Source organism: Bacillus sp. 01N45 (assembly GCF_056399205.1).
Window position 1 is genome coordinate 49,738 of the sequence record NZ_JBFTQW010000016.1, and the last position, 16,145, is coordinate 65,882.

Consider the following 16,145-nt stretch of genomic DNA (forward strand, 5'->3'; position numbering starts at 1 on the left):
CGATTAGAGCGGAAAATACCATGCCCACTGTATCTGAAAAATTGTTTGATTTCATTTTGTTCATCATATGAATCCGCTCCTTTTCGAATAGTTGTTGTTTCTTTCTGACTTAATTGTATGAAATATTTGGGGAAGTAACTATCGAATTAGCTTACAAGAAAATTACACTTTTGTAAGAATTGAAATGTAACAATTAATACTTAAAATTATTACCAACTCCTAAAACTTAGTGTTATAATCGTTATAAGAAAATGATTATAATTCGGATATTCAGAAAGGAACGAAACAAATGTATAAACCAATTACATTTTTGTTGAAATATATATTTAAAACAGCTGGGAAAGTAGAAGTGCAAGGAAGAGAAAAGTTACCAGAAGGTGGCCCATATGTTGTTGCATGTACACATACAAGTTTTATGGATGTATTAATGTTAGCCACAGGGATGTACCCGACCCAAATTCATTACATGGCAAAAAAAGAGTTATTTGAAGGGAAGTTCAAAAATTGGTTCTTTAAAAATGTGAATGCATTCCCTGTAGATCGTGCGAATCCAGGACCGAGTACACTCAAAATTCCGTCACGCCTATTAAAAGAAGGGAAAGTAGTAGGGATTTTTCCGAGTGGGACACGATCAACAGAAGACGTTTCATTAAAAGCTGGGGCTGTTACGATTGCATTGCGTTCTAATGTCCCGTTAGTACCGGCAGCTTATGTTGGTCCATCAAGTGTAAAAGAATTAATAAAAGGGAAAAAGGCACAATTAATTTTTGGCGACCCAATTCAAATTGATGCTGAAGAACAAATAGATCGAAAGACAGCTATGAAAATGATGACAGATCAATTAAATGAGAAGTTTGATGAGCTAAAGGAAACTTTGCAATCAAATCAAAAGTAAGAAAAGACGACCGGGCATAGACGGTCGTCTTTTCTATTACTATTTATAATAAAGGGGAAAGGGGACACAAAAGTTATACAAGCGTAGCGGCGTAAATAAAAGCAGTAAGAAGAAGAGAGCCACTAGCTAGTCCTAAAAAATCTAATTTGTTAAAAGTGATGTTATTCATGATGCATTCTCCTTACTTGTTTAATGTAGAAGCAACAGCTTTAGCATCGATTAGAGCGGAAAATACCATGCCCATTGTATTTAAAAAATTGTTTGATTTCATTTTGTTCATCATATGAATCCGCTCCCTTTCGAATAGTTGTTGTCCTGTTTCTGACTTAATTGTATGAAATATTGAGGAGAGTAACTATCGAATTAGCTTACAGGAAAATTACACTTTTGTAAGAAAAACGAATGAAGGTGTAATGATGAGAAAGTTTGACATATGTTCGTGGAATTCATTAAGTTAAAAGTAGAGGTGAGTGTATGGCCAATATTAAAGATATTGCAAAGATGGCGGGAGTTTCAGTTACAACTGTTTCGAGAGTGTTGAATGATCACCCATATGTAAGTGAAGAAAAAAGGAAAGCGGTTATGGAGATAGTTGAGAAGTTGAATTACTCACAAAACGCAAATGCCGTTCATTTATCAAAAGGGAAAACGAATATTGTTGGTGTAATTTTACCGTATATTAATCATCCATGTTTTGATGCGATGGTGGGCGGGATGATGGAGGTGGCGTTAGCTCATAATTACAGAGTGCTACTTTGCCAAACGAATTATAATAAAAAAGAAGAAATGAAAAGTTTACATATGTTAAAAACAAAACAATTGGATGGCCTTATTATTTGTTCTCGTGCGAATGATTGGGAAACGATAGAGCCGTATGCTTCCTATGGGACAATCGTTGCTTGTGAAGATAATGATATTTCAAATATCTCAAGTGTATATACGAATCATTCGGCAGCTTTTCAATTAGGAATGGATTATTTGATTGAGAAAAGTTATAAAAAAATTGGTTATTGTACGGGGAGGAAATTAGGTCCGAGTAGTCAAAAGCGTTTTGATGTTTATAAACAGCAATTGCAATCTATAGATGAAGAAGTGAATGAAGAATGGATTTTTACAGAATGTTTTACATTAGAAGATGGTGTGAAAGTGGCTCATAAATTAAAGGGGATGCAGCATCTTCCCGAAGCATTAATAGTAGCGGGAGATGAAGTTGCGATTGGGGTTATGACAGAAGCTGAAAAATTAGGTATTCAAGTTCCTGAGGATTTAGCGATTATTGGCTTTGATAATCAACCTATTTCGCAAGTGTTACAACTTACAACCATTGATCAAAATTTAAAGGAGATAGGTAAAAAGGCTTTTGAAATGTTTTATAGGCAAATAAGTGGTGAGAGTTCTAAACAAGAAAAGGTGGAAATTCCATACGAACTTGTGGAACGCTCTACTGTTTAGTTTTAATCCGTTATGTGTAAATTGCATAACGGATTATTTTTTTGAAATATCTTTGACAGGAAACGCGTTTCATACTTTATAAAGGAGTTACACCGGTCTGTAATAATCCATGGATTCTTTTCAAGAATAGTATTTGGAGGGATATGCATGAATGAACTTTTATTGAGTATGAAAAAGCATATAGAGGATGATGAAAAGATTTTGGCTTTTGTCGTAGGGATATTTGAGAAGGATAATTTTACGCTATCGTATCAACAAGGGATTTTTGCTGCTACTACTAGACGTCTTCTCTTTTATGGGAAATTTCCATACTATCCTGCAACATTTAAAGATTATTCATATTTGCATATAGATAGCATAGATTTTCGTCCGCATTTCGAATGTACTTGTAATCATGAAACCATTCGAGCTAAGTATATTCAGAAGGGGAATGTGGAGCGATTTGTCCGTACAGTTAGAGCGAATATGAATAATTAATCACCCCTTTGTTTAAACATAATATCCCGATCTGTAAGAGTAAAAATGCGCAATAAAAACAACTTCTAAACCTCTAGGAGATAGTGATACAATGTCAAATGGGGGGAGGTATGAACTATGGTTAATCAACGTATAAAGGAAATAACACTAATTACAATTGGTTCATTATTATTCGCAATTGGTATTAATTACTTTGCAATTCCAAACCGTTTATCAGAGGGTGGAATTATTGGTTTAACGGTTGTTACGTACTATTTATTTGATTGGTCACCGGGGATTGTAAACTTTGCTATAAATGCAATTTTACTAGCTATTGGTTATAAATTTTTTGATAAGAAAACGATGGTTTATACAATTTTAGGGATTGTAGAAACATCCTTGTTTTTATATGTTACGGAACATATTGAGTATCATGTAAATAGTGATACGTTATTAGCAGCTCTATTCGCTGGCTTATTTGTCGGTGTCGGATTAGGCTGTATGTTCAAAGCTGGAGGTACATCAGGAGGATCGGCAATTTTAGCTCGGTTAGCCAATCAATATTTAGGGTGGAGCGTTGGTAAAGGCGTACTTATTATTGATATTGTGGTAATTGCTGGTTCTGTATTTATAATAGGGCAAGAAAAAGCAATGTACACACTTGTTGCAGTATTCATCGGAGCGAAAGTGATTGATTTCATTGTAGAAGGAATGGATACAAAAACAGCTGTTACAATCATTTCAAATCAACCGGATTTAATCCGTGAAACTATTACGAAAAACATGACACGCGGTGTCACTGTATTAGAAGGACGCGGCGGATATACTGGTAAAAATAAAGAAGTGTTATATGTTGTTATAAATAAACAAGAGCTTGTTAAGTTAAAGCAGGTTATTAGTCGAGTAGATGAAGATGCTTTCGTTGTTATTCATGATGTACGCGATGTACTTGGCGGTGGCTTTAAAGCGAGCTAAAAGGTGAACGAGTAAATTCGTTCACCTTTTTTAATTCTTACAATAATGTAAGTGTAATGTAATGAGATTCAATAGTAGATTTTATTCCTTCTTTTTAAAATGGATGTATATATATCCTGCAGAGGAGGAAGATTGATTATGAAGAAAAAAATGATCACTACTATAATAGCGATGATAGTGATAGTAGTAATGTTACTGCCTACGAAACTTGGACCAGTTATCGATAAATATAATCCACTTTATAAGACGAAAGAATACTATACGGTCGTGAATACAATTGGCCAGCATATTGGTGATGAGTGGTATGAATATGAATTTATTGCATTTGACGAACGTGGAAGAGAACAAAAAATAAAGAAGACTGTTAAGCATATGTTAAAGAGAGATGAAGCGTTAAAGGTGTATGCAAAAGGACGCTACGGAGAGGCGATTGAAGAAATTGAAGCTGTAAATATTCCTATTAATGCGAAGAGTAAACTTTTAACGATGAGATAGCAGATTATACCCCCACCTATTTTTTGTCGAAAATAAAAATACTAGGTAGGGGTATTTTAGGGTTCATGAAAGAGCCTTAGTCAATATGGACTAAGGCTCTTTTTGTTATATAAAGGGGAAGGGGGTACATTGTAGTAGCATGAGTGAAAGGTATAAGAAGAGTAGCTACTAGCAATGTAATTTGGTTATGTGAGTGTTCTTCTTATTTGGCTTGCTTTCTAACTTTAGTGTACGAGATATAGGTAAGAGAAACTATCGAATTACATTACACATAGCTTACAAACATGTAAGTCTTCTGTAATGTAATTCGATGGTTAAAAGATAGTGAATTTCATATAGTGTAATTAGAAAGTCTCACTGTATTACTTTCTGTTTGTAATATTAATGAAGAATGAAAAACCAACTACTTTTTAATAGCCCTCATCTGTATTTAGATGAGGCTCTTTTTATAAACCTTACAACATTGTAAGGTTTACGTAAGTTAATTCGATAGTAAATTTGTCATATTTTTTGCATAATAGATACAAATAGATAAAATAATTAGGGATATAGTAAGAAGGGAGAAAACTGGGATGCGTAAAGAAGAAGTAGTGAAGTTTCCAATTAAAGATTTCTGTAGCTACTTTACTGTTGCCGTAGTATGTATTGGATTATTTGATATCATAACAAACTTAATTGTTAAATAATATAGATGATAAAACAAGAAGGGAGATCCTTTCTTGTTTTTTTTATGGGGGAATAAAGATGAAATGGATTGATAGTCATATACATGTTGACCAATATAAGGATGAAGAAAAAAGTAGATTACTTAAAGATGTGGAACATAGTAAAGAGATACAGGGGCTTATCGCGGTATCTATGAATTATCAATCATGTAAAGAAACTTTATCTTTAGCAAAGCGATATCCTTTTGTACATCCAGCAATAGGTTTTCATCCGGAGCAACCGATTTATAAAGAAGAATGTGAGCAAATTTATAAATTAATTGAAGAGCATGTAGAAGACATAGTTGCGATTGGTGAAGTAGGCTTACCGTATTATTTAAGAAAAGAAGATGAGCGTATTACTATCAAATCATATATATCAGTGTTACAACGATTTGTTGAACTAGCTAGTAAATATGATTTACCCATTATATTGCATGCAGTGTATGAAGATGCTGATATTGTATGTGATTTACTAGAGAAATATAAAGTTTCACGTGCACACTTTCATTGGTTTAAAGGAAGTGAAACAACAATGAAACGGATGATGAGGAACGGTTATTATATTTCTATCACACCAGATGTTTTACATAAGGACAAAATTAGAAAAATTGTTTCGTATTATCCACTTGAATATATGATGGTAGAAACAGATGGACCGTGGGAATTTCACGAGGATGCTATGACGCATCCGAGAATGATTCGAGAGGTATTAAAGGAAATTAGTGTTATAAAAAACGTATCTGTTAATAAGGTTGCGAAAACGATATATGAAAATACGATTCAATTTTACCCCGCATTAACGAGCAGTAAGACTCCCACCTCAAAATTCGACTAATGCGGAGGAGTTAGGTGGGAGATCAACTGCCCGTAAAAGCCCGATTGGTTCAACTAATAATCAGTGGGGGATGGACAAAACCCCCACTGATTAAAGTTTCACTTTATTTGAAAGGATAGGAGAGTTACTCTTATTCTTTTTATTATGGATATTTTTTCTAATATTTTCTATAATTTATGATGTGTTTAATTTGATGAAGGAAGTAGGGAAGAAAATGGGGAGAGCGTATAAAAAAATAGCTATTACAATGATGGTCGGTGCACTTTCACTTGTAGCGTTTGGGTGTGAGGCAGAAAAAAAGGTTATAAATCCAAACACAACACAGGAAAAGAAGGAAGAACAAATTGATCCAGTAGTTGAAAAACAGATGAAAGAAAATGAGAAAAATGGGAATACGGTTGGAAACAGTTCTAATAAAGGGAAGATGGTAGAGAGTAATGGATGGGTTTACTATGCGGTAAATAGTGATAAAAATACAGGAGGCATTTATCGTACGAAAGATCAATTTCAGACTTCGGAACGTGTAGTGGAAGGTGTAAATGTTTCTTACATAAATATAAAAAACAAAGCTTTATATTTTATTCATACGGATGAAGATAAGAATGCGGGATTATCTTCTTTAATGAAGTATGATATATCTAACAAAAAGCTAGACACGTTAAAAGCGGATACAAATTATGTTTATATAAAAAATCAAACTTTATTTTATCCGAAAAAATATTCTGAGCATGGTGGTTTTGATATTGTAGGGATAGTAAAAATGGATTTGAAAACGGGGCAGGAAGAAGAAGCGGCATTTAAAAACTCAGGTTGGTCTCAAACGATAGACGATAGTATTCTACATTGGAATAAAAATCGTGGAACACAAGTGACAAAAGATAATAAAACTTGGTCAAAAGAAAATTATGCAACAATATCTAGTGCTACTTATAATAATGAAAAATTATATGCTGTTATCGACTTTTCGTTACCTTTTGAAACAAATGAAGCTGAGCATGGCATATATGAAATAGACATTCAACAAAATAACGAAAAGTTATTGGTAAAGGATGCTTTGCAGATGAATGTGAAAGGGAATACTTTTTATTATTTAAAAAAGGATGGAGTATATAAGAAGAAAATGAATGGTGGAAATGAAAAAGTAATTTATAATAAAGCGGTTGAACCAACTAAATCCTATTTATATTTTGTAGCAGGAGATATGTATCTTTATACGGATAATGGAACTATTTTAAATCTAGATACAAAGAAATCAAATGAAGAAAAAGATAAGAAATTAGCAGATGATGTTATGTTACAGAAAGTATGGAATGCACAGAAGGAACTTACTAATGTTCAAATGGCTGCACTAACAGGAAATCCAAAACGAGTAGGGGATTTTTCATACGGGGAATTAGTGAATCCTATTTATAATACGAAGGATACTTTAGAGACTACGCTATCTACGTACTTCTCAAAACCATTTATAGCAGAGTATATGAAGAGTAAGTATATTAAAGAGTTAAATGGAAAAATGCACTATGCTATTGGAGATCCAGGATCAAAAGCAGCAACTAAATTTACAAAAATTATTTCTGCCGAGTTAAAGGATGGAAAAATAAAAGCGCAGGTAGAAACGTATAATGACTATGATAATGTAACGGAAAAAGTAGAAGTTGAATTTATTTATGAAAATAATCAATGGGTTATTAATAATATGCCGCGTTTTGGTTTAAGTTAAAAAAACCACCAAGCATTTTGTTTGGTGGTTTTTTTTTAGGATTCTAATTTTTTCCCACGTCTTAATAACAATAGAAAGACAATGATGAAGAAACCAAGTATAAGGAAGAATCCATATTGTTTTATATAATCCATTACATCGCTTGCGCTTGTTGGTTTTTCAACGTGAATGCCGTCTTTATTAGTAGTAATATGAATATCTTGCATTTTCACTTCATTTGCTTCTTTTTGTAAATCAATCCATTCTATATTTGGAATGCTTTCTAGATCCTTTAATACTCCTTTTAATGGTTTCACACCTAAGTAAGGATGATAGAATGCACCAATAACTCCATCGGATAATTTAGCAACAGATACAGCACGTTCTTTCATCTTTGCAATAGCATGTGGCTTATCTTCTTCAATAAAGCCAACTGTTTCAGGCATTAATTTCATTCCGTGTAAAAATGATGGGGTACTTGTATAGAATGGTGAGTGCATGGATTTCCAAGTTGTATCACTTAACTGTAGTTGTCCTACATAAGTTGAAAAGTACCTTGATAATATTTCATATCCTTTTTGAGACATCGTGTAATGAGGTGCTTCAAATGCGACAGGATATAGTTTGGCATCTACAAGTTCTTGAATACCTTTTTCAATATGATCGGTCGTATATTTTTCTTCAAACTCTTCCCCTTTTTTTACATATGCATTATATGTTTCGATATTAGGGAAGTCATCTTTTGTTTTTGGTTTTTCATGCTTCGGTTGACGAATTGGTTGATTTGTTTTTACGTCCCAAAATTCAAAACCTTCCCCAGTTTCACTATCATAAAATTGATGCGTATAACCATGCATAATAATTGCTGCACCATCATCTTGCATAGAGCGTAAAAGATCGACTAGTTCGGGTTTATCTTTTAAATGCAGTGTTTTACCTGTATCAGGATCTTTATATACAGGAATAACAGTGATCATGTAAGGAATCTTTTTCTCTTTTAGTAATTCAGCAATTTCTTTTAATTGATTTATATCTGCGGCCGGATGAACGTCCTCAAGACGCAAATAAGCCTCTACTTTATTTGTCGTTGGCTTTTGTCCAAAGTAAGAAAATAACATTTCACCAACGTAATGAGACATCCAGTCAAAGAGGTGTGGCGTTGCGACGTAATAAGATGTTTCATGCTGAACGATTAGTGGGTTCTTGCTATTTGAACTTACAGCGTTAGCAAAAACAGTTCCATTTGTATCAAAAGATTGAATCAATCGTTCCTCTTCTAAAGTGTTTTTAAGCTTATGGCTTGGATATTCGATTTTATTAACTCGTATATCATCAGCCTTTAGGGTAATGAAAGAAAAGCGATGAGATAATTGTTCAACATTTCGTCCTAAAACTAATATTGGGCCTGAGAAATTTTCTAGAAGTTGCTTTGTTTCAATAGGAAACTCTTCTTTTTGTTCACCGATATAAACAATATGTGTATAAGAAGATGAATTAGTAATTTCATTAGCCTTTTTTAAACTTTTCGTAGTTATATCGTTTGTAAAATGTCCTAATTGAGTATTAAGGATTTGAATATTATTTGTAATTTTATCGTCTTGTGTACTGTATAAAACAAGTACTTTTGGTTTTGATGATGTTTGTGCAGAGGTGTGGATAGGGATAAGTAGTAAAATGCTGAACAAGAGTATGATGCACTTTTTCATTTGGTCTGCTCCTATTCTATATGTAGAGTTCAATTTAAAATTATATACAAAAAATACGTTGTAGTCTATGAAAGTTACATTTTTGCACGTATTTACCAGCTGTTTTTTCACAAAATCGGTCTAAAGCATGATGATAATATATATAGTTATTTGCTATGATAAAAGGGTAAGAGAATGATAGAATGTGGGTAATTGTAAAGGGAGGAAGGCTGAAAGGGGACAAATTTCAGCGGAGAAAGAGGTAGTGGTAGTGAAGAAATTCTTTGTAGGATTTTTAGTTGTTCTTGGGGTGTACTTATATTTCCAAGGAAAGTCTGAAGGAATGGGCAAGTTAGTGAATGAGACAAGCTATGTTGACTCAGAAGAAGCAAAACAAATGAAACAAATTATTATAGAGGAAGCAAAGAAAGTCAATCTTCCAGAATGGATACCTCTTACAATTGCTGAACATGAAAGCCGGTTAAATCCAAGAAGTATTGGAGATAACGGAACTTCATTCGGACTGTTTCAATTGCACCGTGGCGGTGGGCTTGCACCAGATCATTTAACTGATGAAGAGTTGAAAGATCCGCGCACAAATGCGCAAATTGCAATGCCGCATTTAATGAAAGGATATAAGCGCGGGGTGCAAAAAGGTTTGACTGATTTTGCATTACTAAAATATGTAGCAAATACATCTGGATGGCCAGGAAATTTAGGGCCAGAGTGGACGGATAATAACATGAAGTATAACATTGGATTAGAAGATGTGTACTATCGAAATAAAGGTGTAATCAAAGAGTAGGTTTTCTATACCTACTCTGTTTTTTTATGAATAATTGCATCTTTTTCGCTCGTGAAGTACTGCGCGAGTTGTATTTTCACGTCTTTTAGTTTTGTAGAAACTTGCGGTATTTTATATCCTACATATAATGGTGAAACGACGAACCTAGGAACAACTTTACAAATGATTTTTCCGTTTAAGTAATAGAAGAATAAGTTATAACTACTACATCCTTTATGGAAATCTGTCAGTATGTAACGTACAGTTTGCTGAATATAATTTGCCAGTTCATCTATGTATCCAATATCTGCAATAATGATATTAAATTCAGTAAAACCGATAATAGGACGATCTGAAATATTGAGTTCAATGCGTTCGTTTTTTTGTACAATGACTCCTCGGAAGTTGTCCTGTTCTACGTTACCGAGATAGTCTACATATTTCATTCCGATAATCTGCATGTGTGCATGATGCAAACTCCCGCCTGAGAATGGACCGTGATTTTTGTATAAAATCACAGATGTGAATTCTTCATTCTTCTGTAAGTCTAACCAATGTTTAATGGAGAAACGAATTAGCGATCTCATATGTTCTTCTGTATATGTTGCAATGTGGTCTTTACAATTATCGGTTTCGATTAGCACCGTTTGAAATGTATCTTTTAATGTAGGGAATTTGTTTTTCAGCCAAATAATTGAGCCCTCAGTTGCTAAAATATCCGTTAAATTTTCTCTGTCACAAAAAGGACATGCAGCGCTTCTATTCCGAATGCTTTCTGGTTTTTGTTTGCCAATATCGTTTAAAAAGTATAGTTGTTGTGTATCCATTTGTATATATGCCCCTTTAAAATATGTATAAAAATCCCGATTAATACATTCGGGAAAAGGAGAAGGAAATCCTTTAAAAGGAATAGGAAAAATAAAAGACAAGATATCCTCATTACAATAGGGTACCTTGTCTTTTATTTTTTCTTTAATAATGTGTATGGATAATATAAATCATTTTTATTATGTTTCTTTTTTCTATTTTTTATTGTGTATAAGGCAATTGCTGTACTTGCGATTACAATAATGGCTTTCTTCATATTCATTTACCCCTTTTTTATTGTTGGTTTAATTCTTGGCTAACTGCTTTTGCATCAACTAGAGCATGTAAAATCATTTTTACCATGTTCATCATATTCCTTCACTCCTTTTTATAGTTCATTTAGTTCTTTTACAACTGCTTGTCCGTTCACTAATACCTCAAAGATTGCTTTTACGATTTCTTTCATCATGATCGTTTCCTCCTTTTGTTTGGCTCTCTTGTTTACATCTTTATTGTATAGGGAGGCATTTTTTCGTACTATCGCTTTCCATTACGTGAACATAACAGTTTTGTAAGATTTGATGTCACTTATTGAAATGTTTAGTCTATCTTCATTATTTTCAGAAAAATGACTATTCAAACATGAAATGGGAAAGTATAATAAAGAAGTAAGTATTAAATTCCGTACGAAAGAGGTGAATGAGATGAAACGTTCTTTAGCTGCACGTGCCAAATTTTTAGATTATATCTATTTTTGTCGTGCGATTTTTCATGATGTAGTTGTTAACGGGATACGTCTGTCCTTTTTTAACAATTGCATAGTAGCTATTGAACGATAGAAATCTCTTCACCCATTTTTAATAAACGTGTGAAAAGGGAGCTATTTGGCTTCCTTTTTCTATGTCGAAAACCATGGGGAATGTTTCTTTTTCATGGTTTTTTATATTGAAAGGAGTACGGAAAATGACAATTTGTAGTGTAAATAATGTAACGAAATCTTTTGGTGGAAACATCATATTTGAAAATATATCGCTTGAAATAAAGAATGGTGAACGTGTTGGATTAGTTGGTCGTAACGGTAGTGGGAAGACAACAATCTTTCAGCTTCTAACTGGAATGGAAAGTTTAGATGTAGGAGCCATTCATATGAAGAAAGGTACACGTATTGGTCATGTGGCACAAATTCCGAAATTTGATGAAGGTATGACTGTATATGATGTATTGAGTTCCGCTTTTAAAACAGAAAAGGAATTGGAAAGAGAAATGCGTGCTTTAGAAAAAAATATGGCGGAAGAACTGGAACCGTCTGCTTTACAAAAATTAATGGAGAGATACGGAGTAATTCAAGAAAAGTTTGCGTTTCTCGGTGGTTATGAAATAGAAGCCAACTTGATGAAGGTAGCAAATGGTCTACAGGTGACAGAACTATTTCCACGATCATTTTTGGATTTAAGTGGTGGGGAACAAACAAAGGTAAGCCTTGCATACATGTTATTGCAGAAACCAGATTTACTTCTATTAGATGAACCAACCAATCATTTAGACTTATTTGCCGTAGAGTGGCTAGAGCAATTTTTAAAAGAATACAATGGAACAGTTATGGTCATTTCACATGATCGCTATTTCCTTGATGAAGTTGTAACGAAGATTTTTGATTTAGAAGATGGAGAGATTCACGTGTATCATACGAACTATTCTCAGTTTGTTGACGAAAAGGAAGAACGGTTGCTTCAGGAGTTTCAGGCTTATCAAGAACAGCAAAAGAAAATAAAGAAAATGAAAGAAGCAATTAAGCGACTACGTGAATGGGCAAATCAGGCGAATCCTCCGAATGAAGGATTGCATAAGAGAGCGAGAAGTATGGAACGTGCACTGGAACGTATAGAGAAACTAAAGAAACCTATTTTAGAACGAAAACAAATGGGACTTCAGTTTGAAGGGCAAGAGAGAAGTGGGAAAGACGTTGTTTTAATGAAAGAAGTGAGTAAAGGTTTTGCTGGCCATCCTTTATTTAACGAAGCGAATTTACATGTTCGTTTTCAAGAGCGTGCGGCGATCGTTGGCCGTAATGGTACAGGAAAGACAACGCTACTAAAGTTATTATTAGAAGAAATAAAACCAGACGCTGGAGAAATTCGAATTGGTAGTAGTGTGAAAATCGGTTATTTATCACAGCATGCGTACGGAAATATGAAGAGTAATGTATTAGAGGCTTTCAGGGAATATGTAGCTGTAACAGAGGGAGAAGCGAGACATATATTAGCTAAGTTTTTATTTTATGGTCCAGCGGTGTTTAAGAAAGTAACGCAACTGAGCGGTGGAGAAAAAATGAGATTAAGACTTGCGCAACTTATGTATCAAGATATCAATTTTTTAATTTTAGATGAGCCGACAAACCATCTCGACATTGAATCAAGGGAAGTTTTAGAGGAAGCTCTTGAGCAATATAATGGGACGATTTTAGCTGTTTCACATGATCGTTATTTTTTAAATAAGTTATTTGAAAAGACGTATTGGATTGATGAGCATAAATTATTTGAGTTTGCAGGGAACTACGCATGGGCTCGTCAAAAGTGGGAAGAAAAGCTCGAGAAACAAGTAATAAAGCAGCAACGCCAAGGAAGAAAAAGTATGGCAACAGCTCCTGTAAAAAAGAAAGAAGTTAGGAATGTTGAGGATATTGAAACGGAGTTAATGCATGTAGAAGAGGATATATATATGCTTGAGTGTAAGATGGAACATGTAGTTGATGTTGAAATGCTTGAACAATTGTATGAAGAAAAAACGAAGAAAGAGTTGTTACGAGCGGATTTATATAATGAGTTAGAGAATATTGTGGAGTAAAAAGTAGAAAGCGAATCCCTTCAGCTTTGCTGAAGGGATTCGCTTTTTTATACTGATATTTTACTTTAAGAGAAAAATAAAAATTGTGTTTCACGTGAAACAGTAAATTTGATACATCTTTGTTCCGTAATTTGCATAGATTGTAAAACATAGATGATATTAGTTTTTTTGATCGGTTACTTATTTCCCGAGACATAAGTATGTGTAACAGCGAATCAGGATTGAAAATAAAAAAACAGAGTTACAGCTTTACACGCTGAACTCTGTTTTCTTTTTGTGTGGTATCTTCCCTTGTTGAAATGATAATAGCGATCCCGAGCATAATAAAAAAAGCTAAAAAGAGGACGAACTTTGGGAAGAATGGGAATAGTAATAGAGCCCCGACTATCATAATTGTTAATAATACGTAGTGCAGGACGTATTGGAATAGGTTGTCCATGTTTTCGCCCCCTTTTTGGTAATTGGTTATTAGTATTCTATGTTTCATACTGAACGAATAGAAGTGAATTTTTAATTTTTTAATAAGAAATAAAAGAGAACGATTGACATGTTTAAAGGAAAGGAATAATCTTGAAATTAATTCATACTATTTTTATAGGAAAAATAAAGATAGCTACAGGGAGGAGGCCTATGTTCCTGCATCGATAAAAATTAGGAAGGTAAAGGTGAGAGGGCAATGAAAAATACTTTTAAAGGAGCACTTGCTAGATTTCTTAGTGTATCGGTATTACTAGCCGGATGTGGTCAAGAGGAAGCAAGTACAAATGAAGCCGGGAACGTACCAAAAGTAAAAGATGAATTTATTAAAGCAAGCGACAAAGCAAAAAGTCCTACAAAAGTAAAAGAAAGAAAAGATACTTTTGTAGTTGGAATGCCAAGTCCTGGAGGGATATTCCTTCCGCACTTTATGGAGAATGGATGGGATGGTAACATAACGCAAGCTATCTTCGCGCCCCTTGTTGGGCTGGATAAGGAAGGAAAGCCAATTCCAATATTAGCGAAAAAGTGGGAGATTTCGGAGGATCAGCTTACATATACATTCCATTTGAAAGATGATTTAAAGTTTAGTGATGGTTCACCGTTAACTGTAGATGATGTAGCATTTACATTAACGTTATTACATGATCCAACTTATAGTGGTGCGACTGATATAAGCCAAACAGCAATAAAAGGTGGGCAAGCTTATAAAGAAGGAAAGGCAACCTCTATTGAAGGAATTCAAATCATTGATCCGAAAACAATTACGATTACGACTGAAAAGGTAAATGCTCAAACATTATCATTAATCGGTGGAGAAGTTATATCTAAAGCTTATTATGGGAGAGAGTATAAACAAGGACACTTGGAGTACTTAAAAGAGTTATATGGAAAGCCGGTGGGAGCAGGAGCTTATAAATTGGATAAATATATTCCTGGTCAAGAGGTTCGATTTGTAGCAAATGAAAATTATTTTGAAGGAAAACCGAAGATTGAGCACTTTATTTATAAAATTACAAAGGGTGATACGAAGTTACAACAATTTCAAGCAGGAGAAGTAGATTATGATGGTTTTACGACAAACGTGGAGACCATTGAGCAATTAAAAGATTTAGGTTTTGCTAATATTAATGTGTATACAGGAAGCTCTTATGGCTACATTAAAATGAATTATAAGAAGCCATACTTTAAAGATAAACGTGTCCGCCAAGCATTTATTTACGGATTAGAGCGTCAAAAGGTTATTGATACGTATTTCCAAGGATATGCGTCACTCGTTAATGTACCGATTACGCCAGTTTCATGGGCGTATACAGAAGAGGGCATTAATAAATATGAGTATAATTTAGAGAAGGCGAAGAAATTACTGGATGAGGCTGGATGGAAAGCGGGTTCGGATGGAATTCGTGAAAAAGATGGACAAAAATTGAAAGTAAGTTATTTTGCCTCATCAGCAAGTAAAATAAATGATGTAATGATTCCTGTGATGAAAGAAGATTATAAAAAGTTGGGTGTAGAGTTTAACCCAGAATATATGGACTTTAATACGATGATTTCAAAAGTGATAAAAGGTGATTATGATTTAGCGATGGTATCTACGCCAATGATTGATGATCCGAGCGGAACGATTGAAGAGTTTGTTTCAACAAGTAAACGAAATTATGATGGATATTATAATCCGAAAGTAGATGAATTAGCTAAGCAAGCATTAGAAACGTTGGATATTGAAAAGCGAAAAGAAATTTATAAAAAGTTATATCAAGAATTAAGCGAAGACCCGCCTGTAATCTTCTTGAATAATAGCAAAGTGGTGTCTGCACATAATGCACGAATTCAAGGATTACAAGAAGATAACTATAACGGTATTTTATTAAGTTTACCTAAATTAAAGATAGAATAAAAATTTTCAAAATATTTATTTAGAAAGAATTGACAAAATATAACTGACGATATAAGCTAATAACCATAAAGTCTACTGGAAAGGTCGGAATAGGATTGTTACCCCTCAAAAACATCTATTTTTTTACGATTAAA

Annotated in this window: 16 protein-coding genes; 11 read left to right on the top strand and 5 right to left on the bottom strand. The window is 33.8% G+C overall.

The features are described from left to right. Positions 1 to 289: 289 nt before the first annotated feature. A complete protein-coding gene (locus AC1DMU_RS26410) occupies positions 290 to 895 on the top strand; it encodes a lysophospholipid acyltransferase family protein (protein ID WP_000277788.1) in 606 nt (201 codons plus the stop codon). A 73-nt stretch (positions 896 to 968) separates the two neighbouring features. Here AC1DMU_RS26410 and AC1DMU_RS26415 read toward each other — a convergent pair whose 3' ends face one another. Then, positions 969 to 1,064, bottom strand: a complete 96-nt coding sequence (locus AC1DMU_RS26415) for a DUF3948 family protein (protein WP_001060007.1) — start codon at positions 1,062 to 1,064, stop codon at positions 969 to 971. A 305-nt stretch (positions 1,065 to 1,369) separates the two neighbouring features. On the opposite strand from AC1DMU_RS26415, the gene AC1DMU_RS26420 reads away from it, so the two are divergent. The 6 genes from AC1DMU_RS26420 (at position 1,370) to AC1DMU_RS26445 (ending at position 7,535) form a co-directional block, all read left to right on the top strand. Beyond that, a complete protein-coding gene (locus tag AC1DMU_RS26420) occupies positions 1,370 to 2,347 on the top strand; it encodes a LacI family DNA-binding transcriptional regulator (protein WP_087984956.1) in 978 nt (325 codons plus the stop codon). A 147-nt stretch (positions 2,348 to 2,494) separates the two neighbouring features. Continuing rightward, the gene (locus AC1DMU_RS26425; RefSeq protein ID WP_060486406.1) at positions 2,495 to 2,824 is read left to right on the top strand and encodes a PH domain-containing protein; all 330 of its coding nucleotides are present in this window, start codon (positions 2,495 to 2,497) and stop codon (positions 2,822 to 2,824) included. 117 nt (positions 2,825 to 2,941) lie between these two features. Continuing rightward, positions 2,942 to 3,778 (top strand): YitT family protein, encoded by an 837-nt coding sequence (locus AC1DMU_RS26430; RefSeq protein WP_000248044.1) that lies wholly within the window; start codon positions 2,942 to 2,944, stop codon positions 3,776 to 3,778. Positions 3,779 to 3,916: 138 nt separating this feature from the next. After that, the gene (locus AC1DMU_RS26435; RefSeq protein WP_048563001.1) at positions 3,917 to 4,273 is read left to right on the top strand and encodes a YxeA family protein; all 357 of its coding nucleotides are present in this window, start codon (positions 3,917 to 3,919) and stop codon (positions 4,271 to 4,273) included. A 744-nt stretch (positions 4,274 to 5,017) separates the two neighbouring features. Beyond that, positions 5,018 to 5,815, top strand: coding sequence for a TatD family hydrolase (locus tag AC1DMU_RS26440; protein ID WP_088061723.1), 798 nt, complete (start codon positions 5,018 to 5,020; stop codon positions 5,813 to 5,815). Between the two features lie 214 nt (positions 5,816 to 6,029). Continuing rightward, positions 6,030 to 7,535 carry a DL-endopeptidase inhibitor IseA family protein gene (locus AC1DMU_RS26445; protein ID WP_142291670.1) on the top strand — a complete coding sequence of 502 codons (1,506 nt, stop codon included), beginning with the start codon at positions 6,030 to 6,032 and terminating at the stop codon, positions 7,533 to 7,535. Between the two features lie 35 nt (positions 7,536 to 7,570). On the opposite strand, the gene AC1DMU_RS26450 is transcribed toward AC1DMU_RS26445, so the two are convergent. Next, positions 7,571 to 9,220, bottom strand: coding sequence for a DUF2334 domain-containing protein (locus tag AC1DMU_RS26450; RefSeq protein WP_088061727.1), 1,650 nt, complete (start codon positions 9,218 to 9,220; stop codon positions 7,571 to 7,573). Positions 9,221 to 9,470: 250 nt separating this feature from the next. Between AC1DMU_RS26450 and AC1DMU_RS26455 the strand changes: the two genes are divergently transcribed. Next, positions 9,471 to 10,004 (top strand): transglycosylase SLT domain-containing protein, encoded by a 534-nt coding sequence (locus AC1DMU_RS26455; protein WP_048542991.1) that lies wholly within the window; start codon positions 9,471 to 9,473, stop codon positions 10,002 to 10,004. 11 nt (positions 10,005 to 10,015) lie between these two features. Here AC1DMU_RS26455 and AC1DMU_RS26460 read toward each other — a convergent pair whose 3' ends face one another. Both AC1DMU_RS26460 and AC1DMU_RS26465 read right to left on the bottom strand, forming a co-directional pair. Next, a complete protein-coding gene (locus tag AC1DMU_RS26460) occupies positions 10,016 to 10,810 on the bottom strand; it encodes a DUF4931 domain-containing protein (RefSeq protein WP_048542911.1) in 795 nt (264 codons plus the stop codon). A gap of 134 nt (positions 10,811 to 10,944) precedes the next feature. Beyond that, complete coding sequence (locus tag AC1DMU_RS26465; protein WP_002006681.1) at positions 10,945 to 11,073, bottom strand: hypothetical protein; 129 nt, start codon at positions 11,071 to 11,073, stop codon at positions 10,945 to 10,947. Between the two features lie 421 nt (positions 11,074 to 11,494). Here AC1DMU_RS26465 and AC1DMU_RS26470 point away from each other — a divergent pair, with 421 nt between their 5' ends. After that, positions 11,495 to 11,629: an RAxF-45 family protein gene (locus AC1DMU_RS26470; protein ID WP_046956655.1), complete on the top strand. Its 135-nt coding sequence runs from the start codon at positions 11,495 to 11,497 to the stop codon at positions 11,627 to 11,629. A 124-nt stretch (positions 11,630 to 11,753) separates the two neighbouring features. Continuing rightward, complete coding sequence (abc-f, locus tag AC1DMU_RS26475) at positions 11,754 to 13,634, top strand: ribosomal protection-like ABC-F family protein (RefSeq protein WP_088061729.1); 1,881 nt, start codon at positions 11,754 to 11,756, stop codon at positions 13,632 to 13,634. A gap of 241 nt (positions 13,635 to 13,875) precedes the next feature. On the opposite strand, the gene AC1DMU_RS26480 is transcribed toward abc-f, so the two are convergent. After that, complete coding sequence (locus AC1DMU_RS26480; RefSeq protein WP_000369258.1) at positions 13,876 to 14,073, bottom strand: hypothetical protein; 198 nt, start codon at positions 14,071 to 14,073, stop codon at positions 13,876 to 13,878. Between the two features lie 237 nt (positions 14,074 to 14,310). Between AC1DMU_RS26480 and AC1DMU_RS26485 the strand changes: the two genes are divergently transcribed. After that, positions 14,311 to 16,011, top strand: coding sequence for an ABC transporter substrate-binding protein (locus tag AC1DMU_RS26485; protein WP_088061731.1), 1,701 nt, complete (start codon positions 14,311 to 14,313; stop codon positions 16,009 to 16,011). Positions 16,012 to 16,145 lie beyond the last annotated feature (134 nt).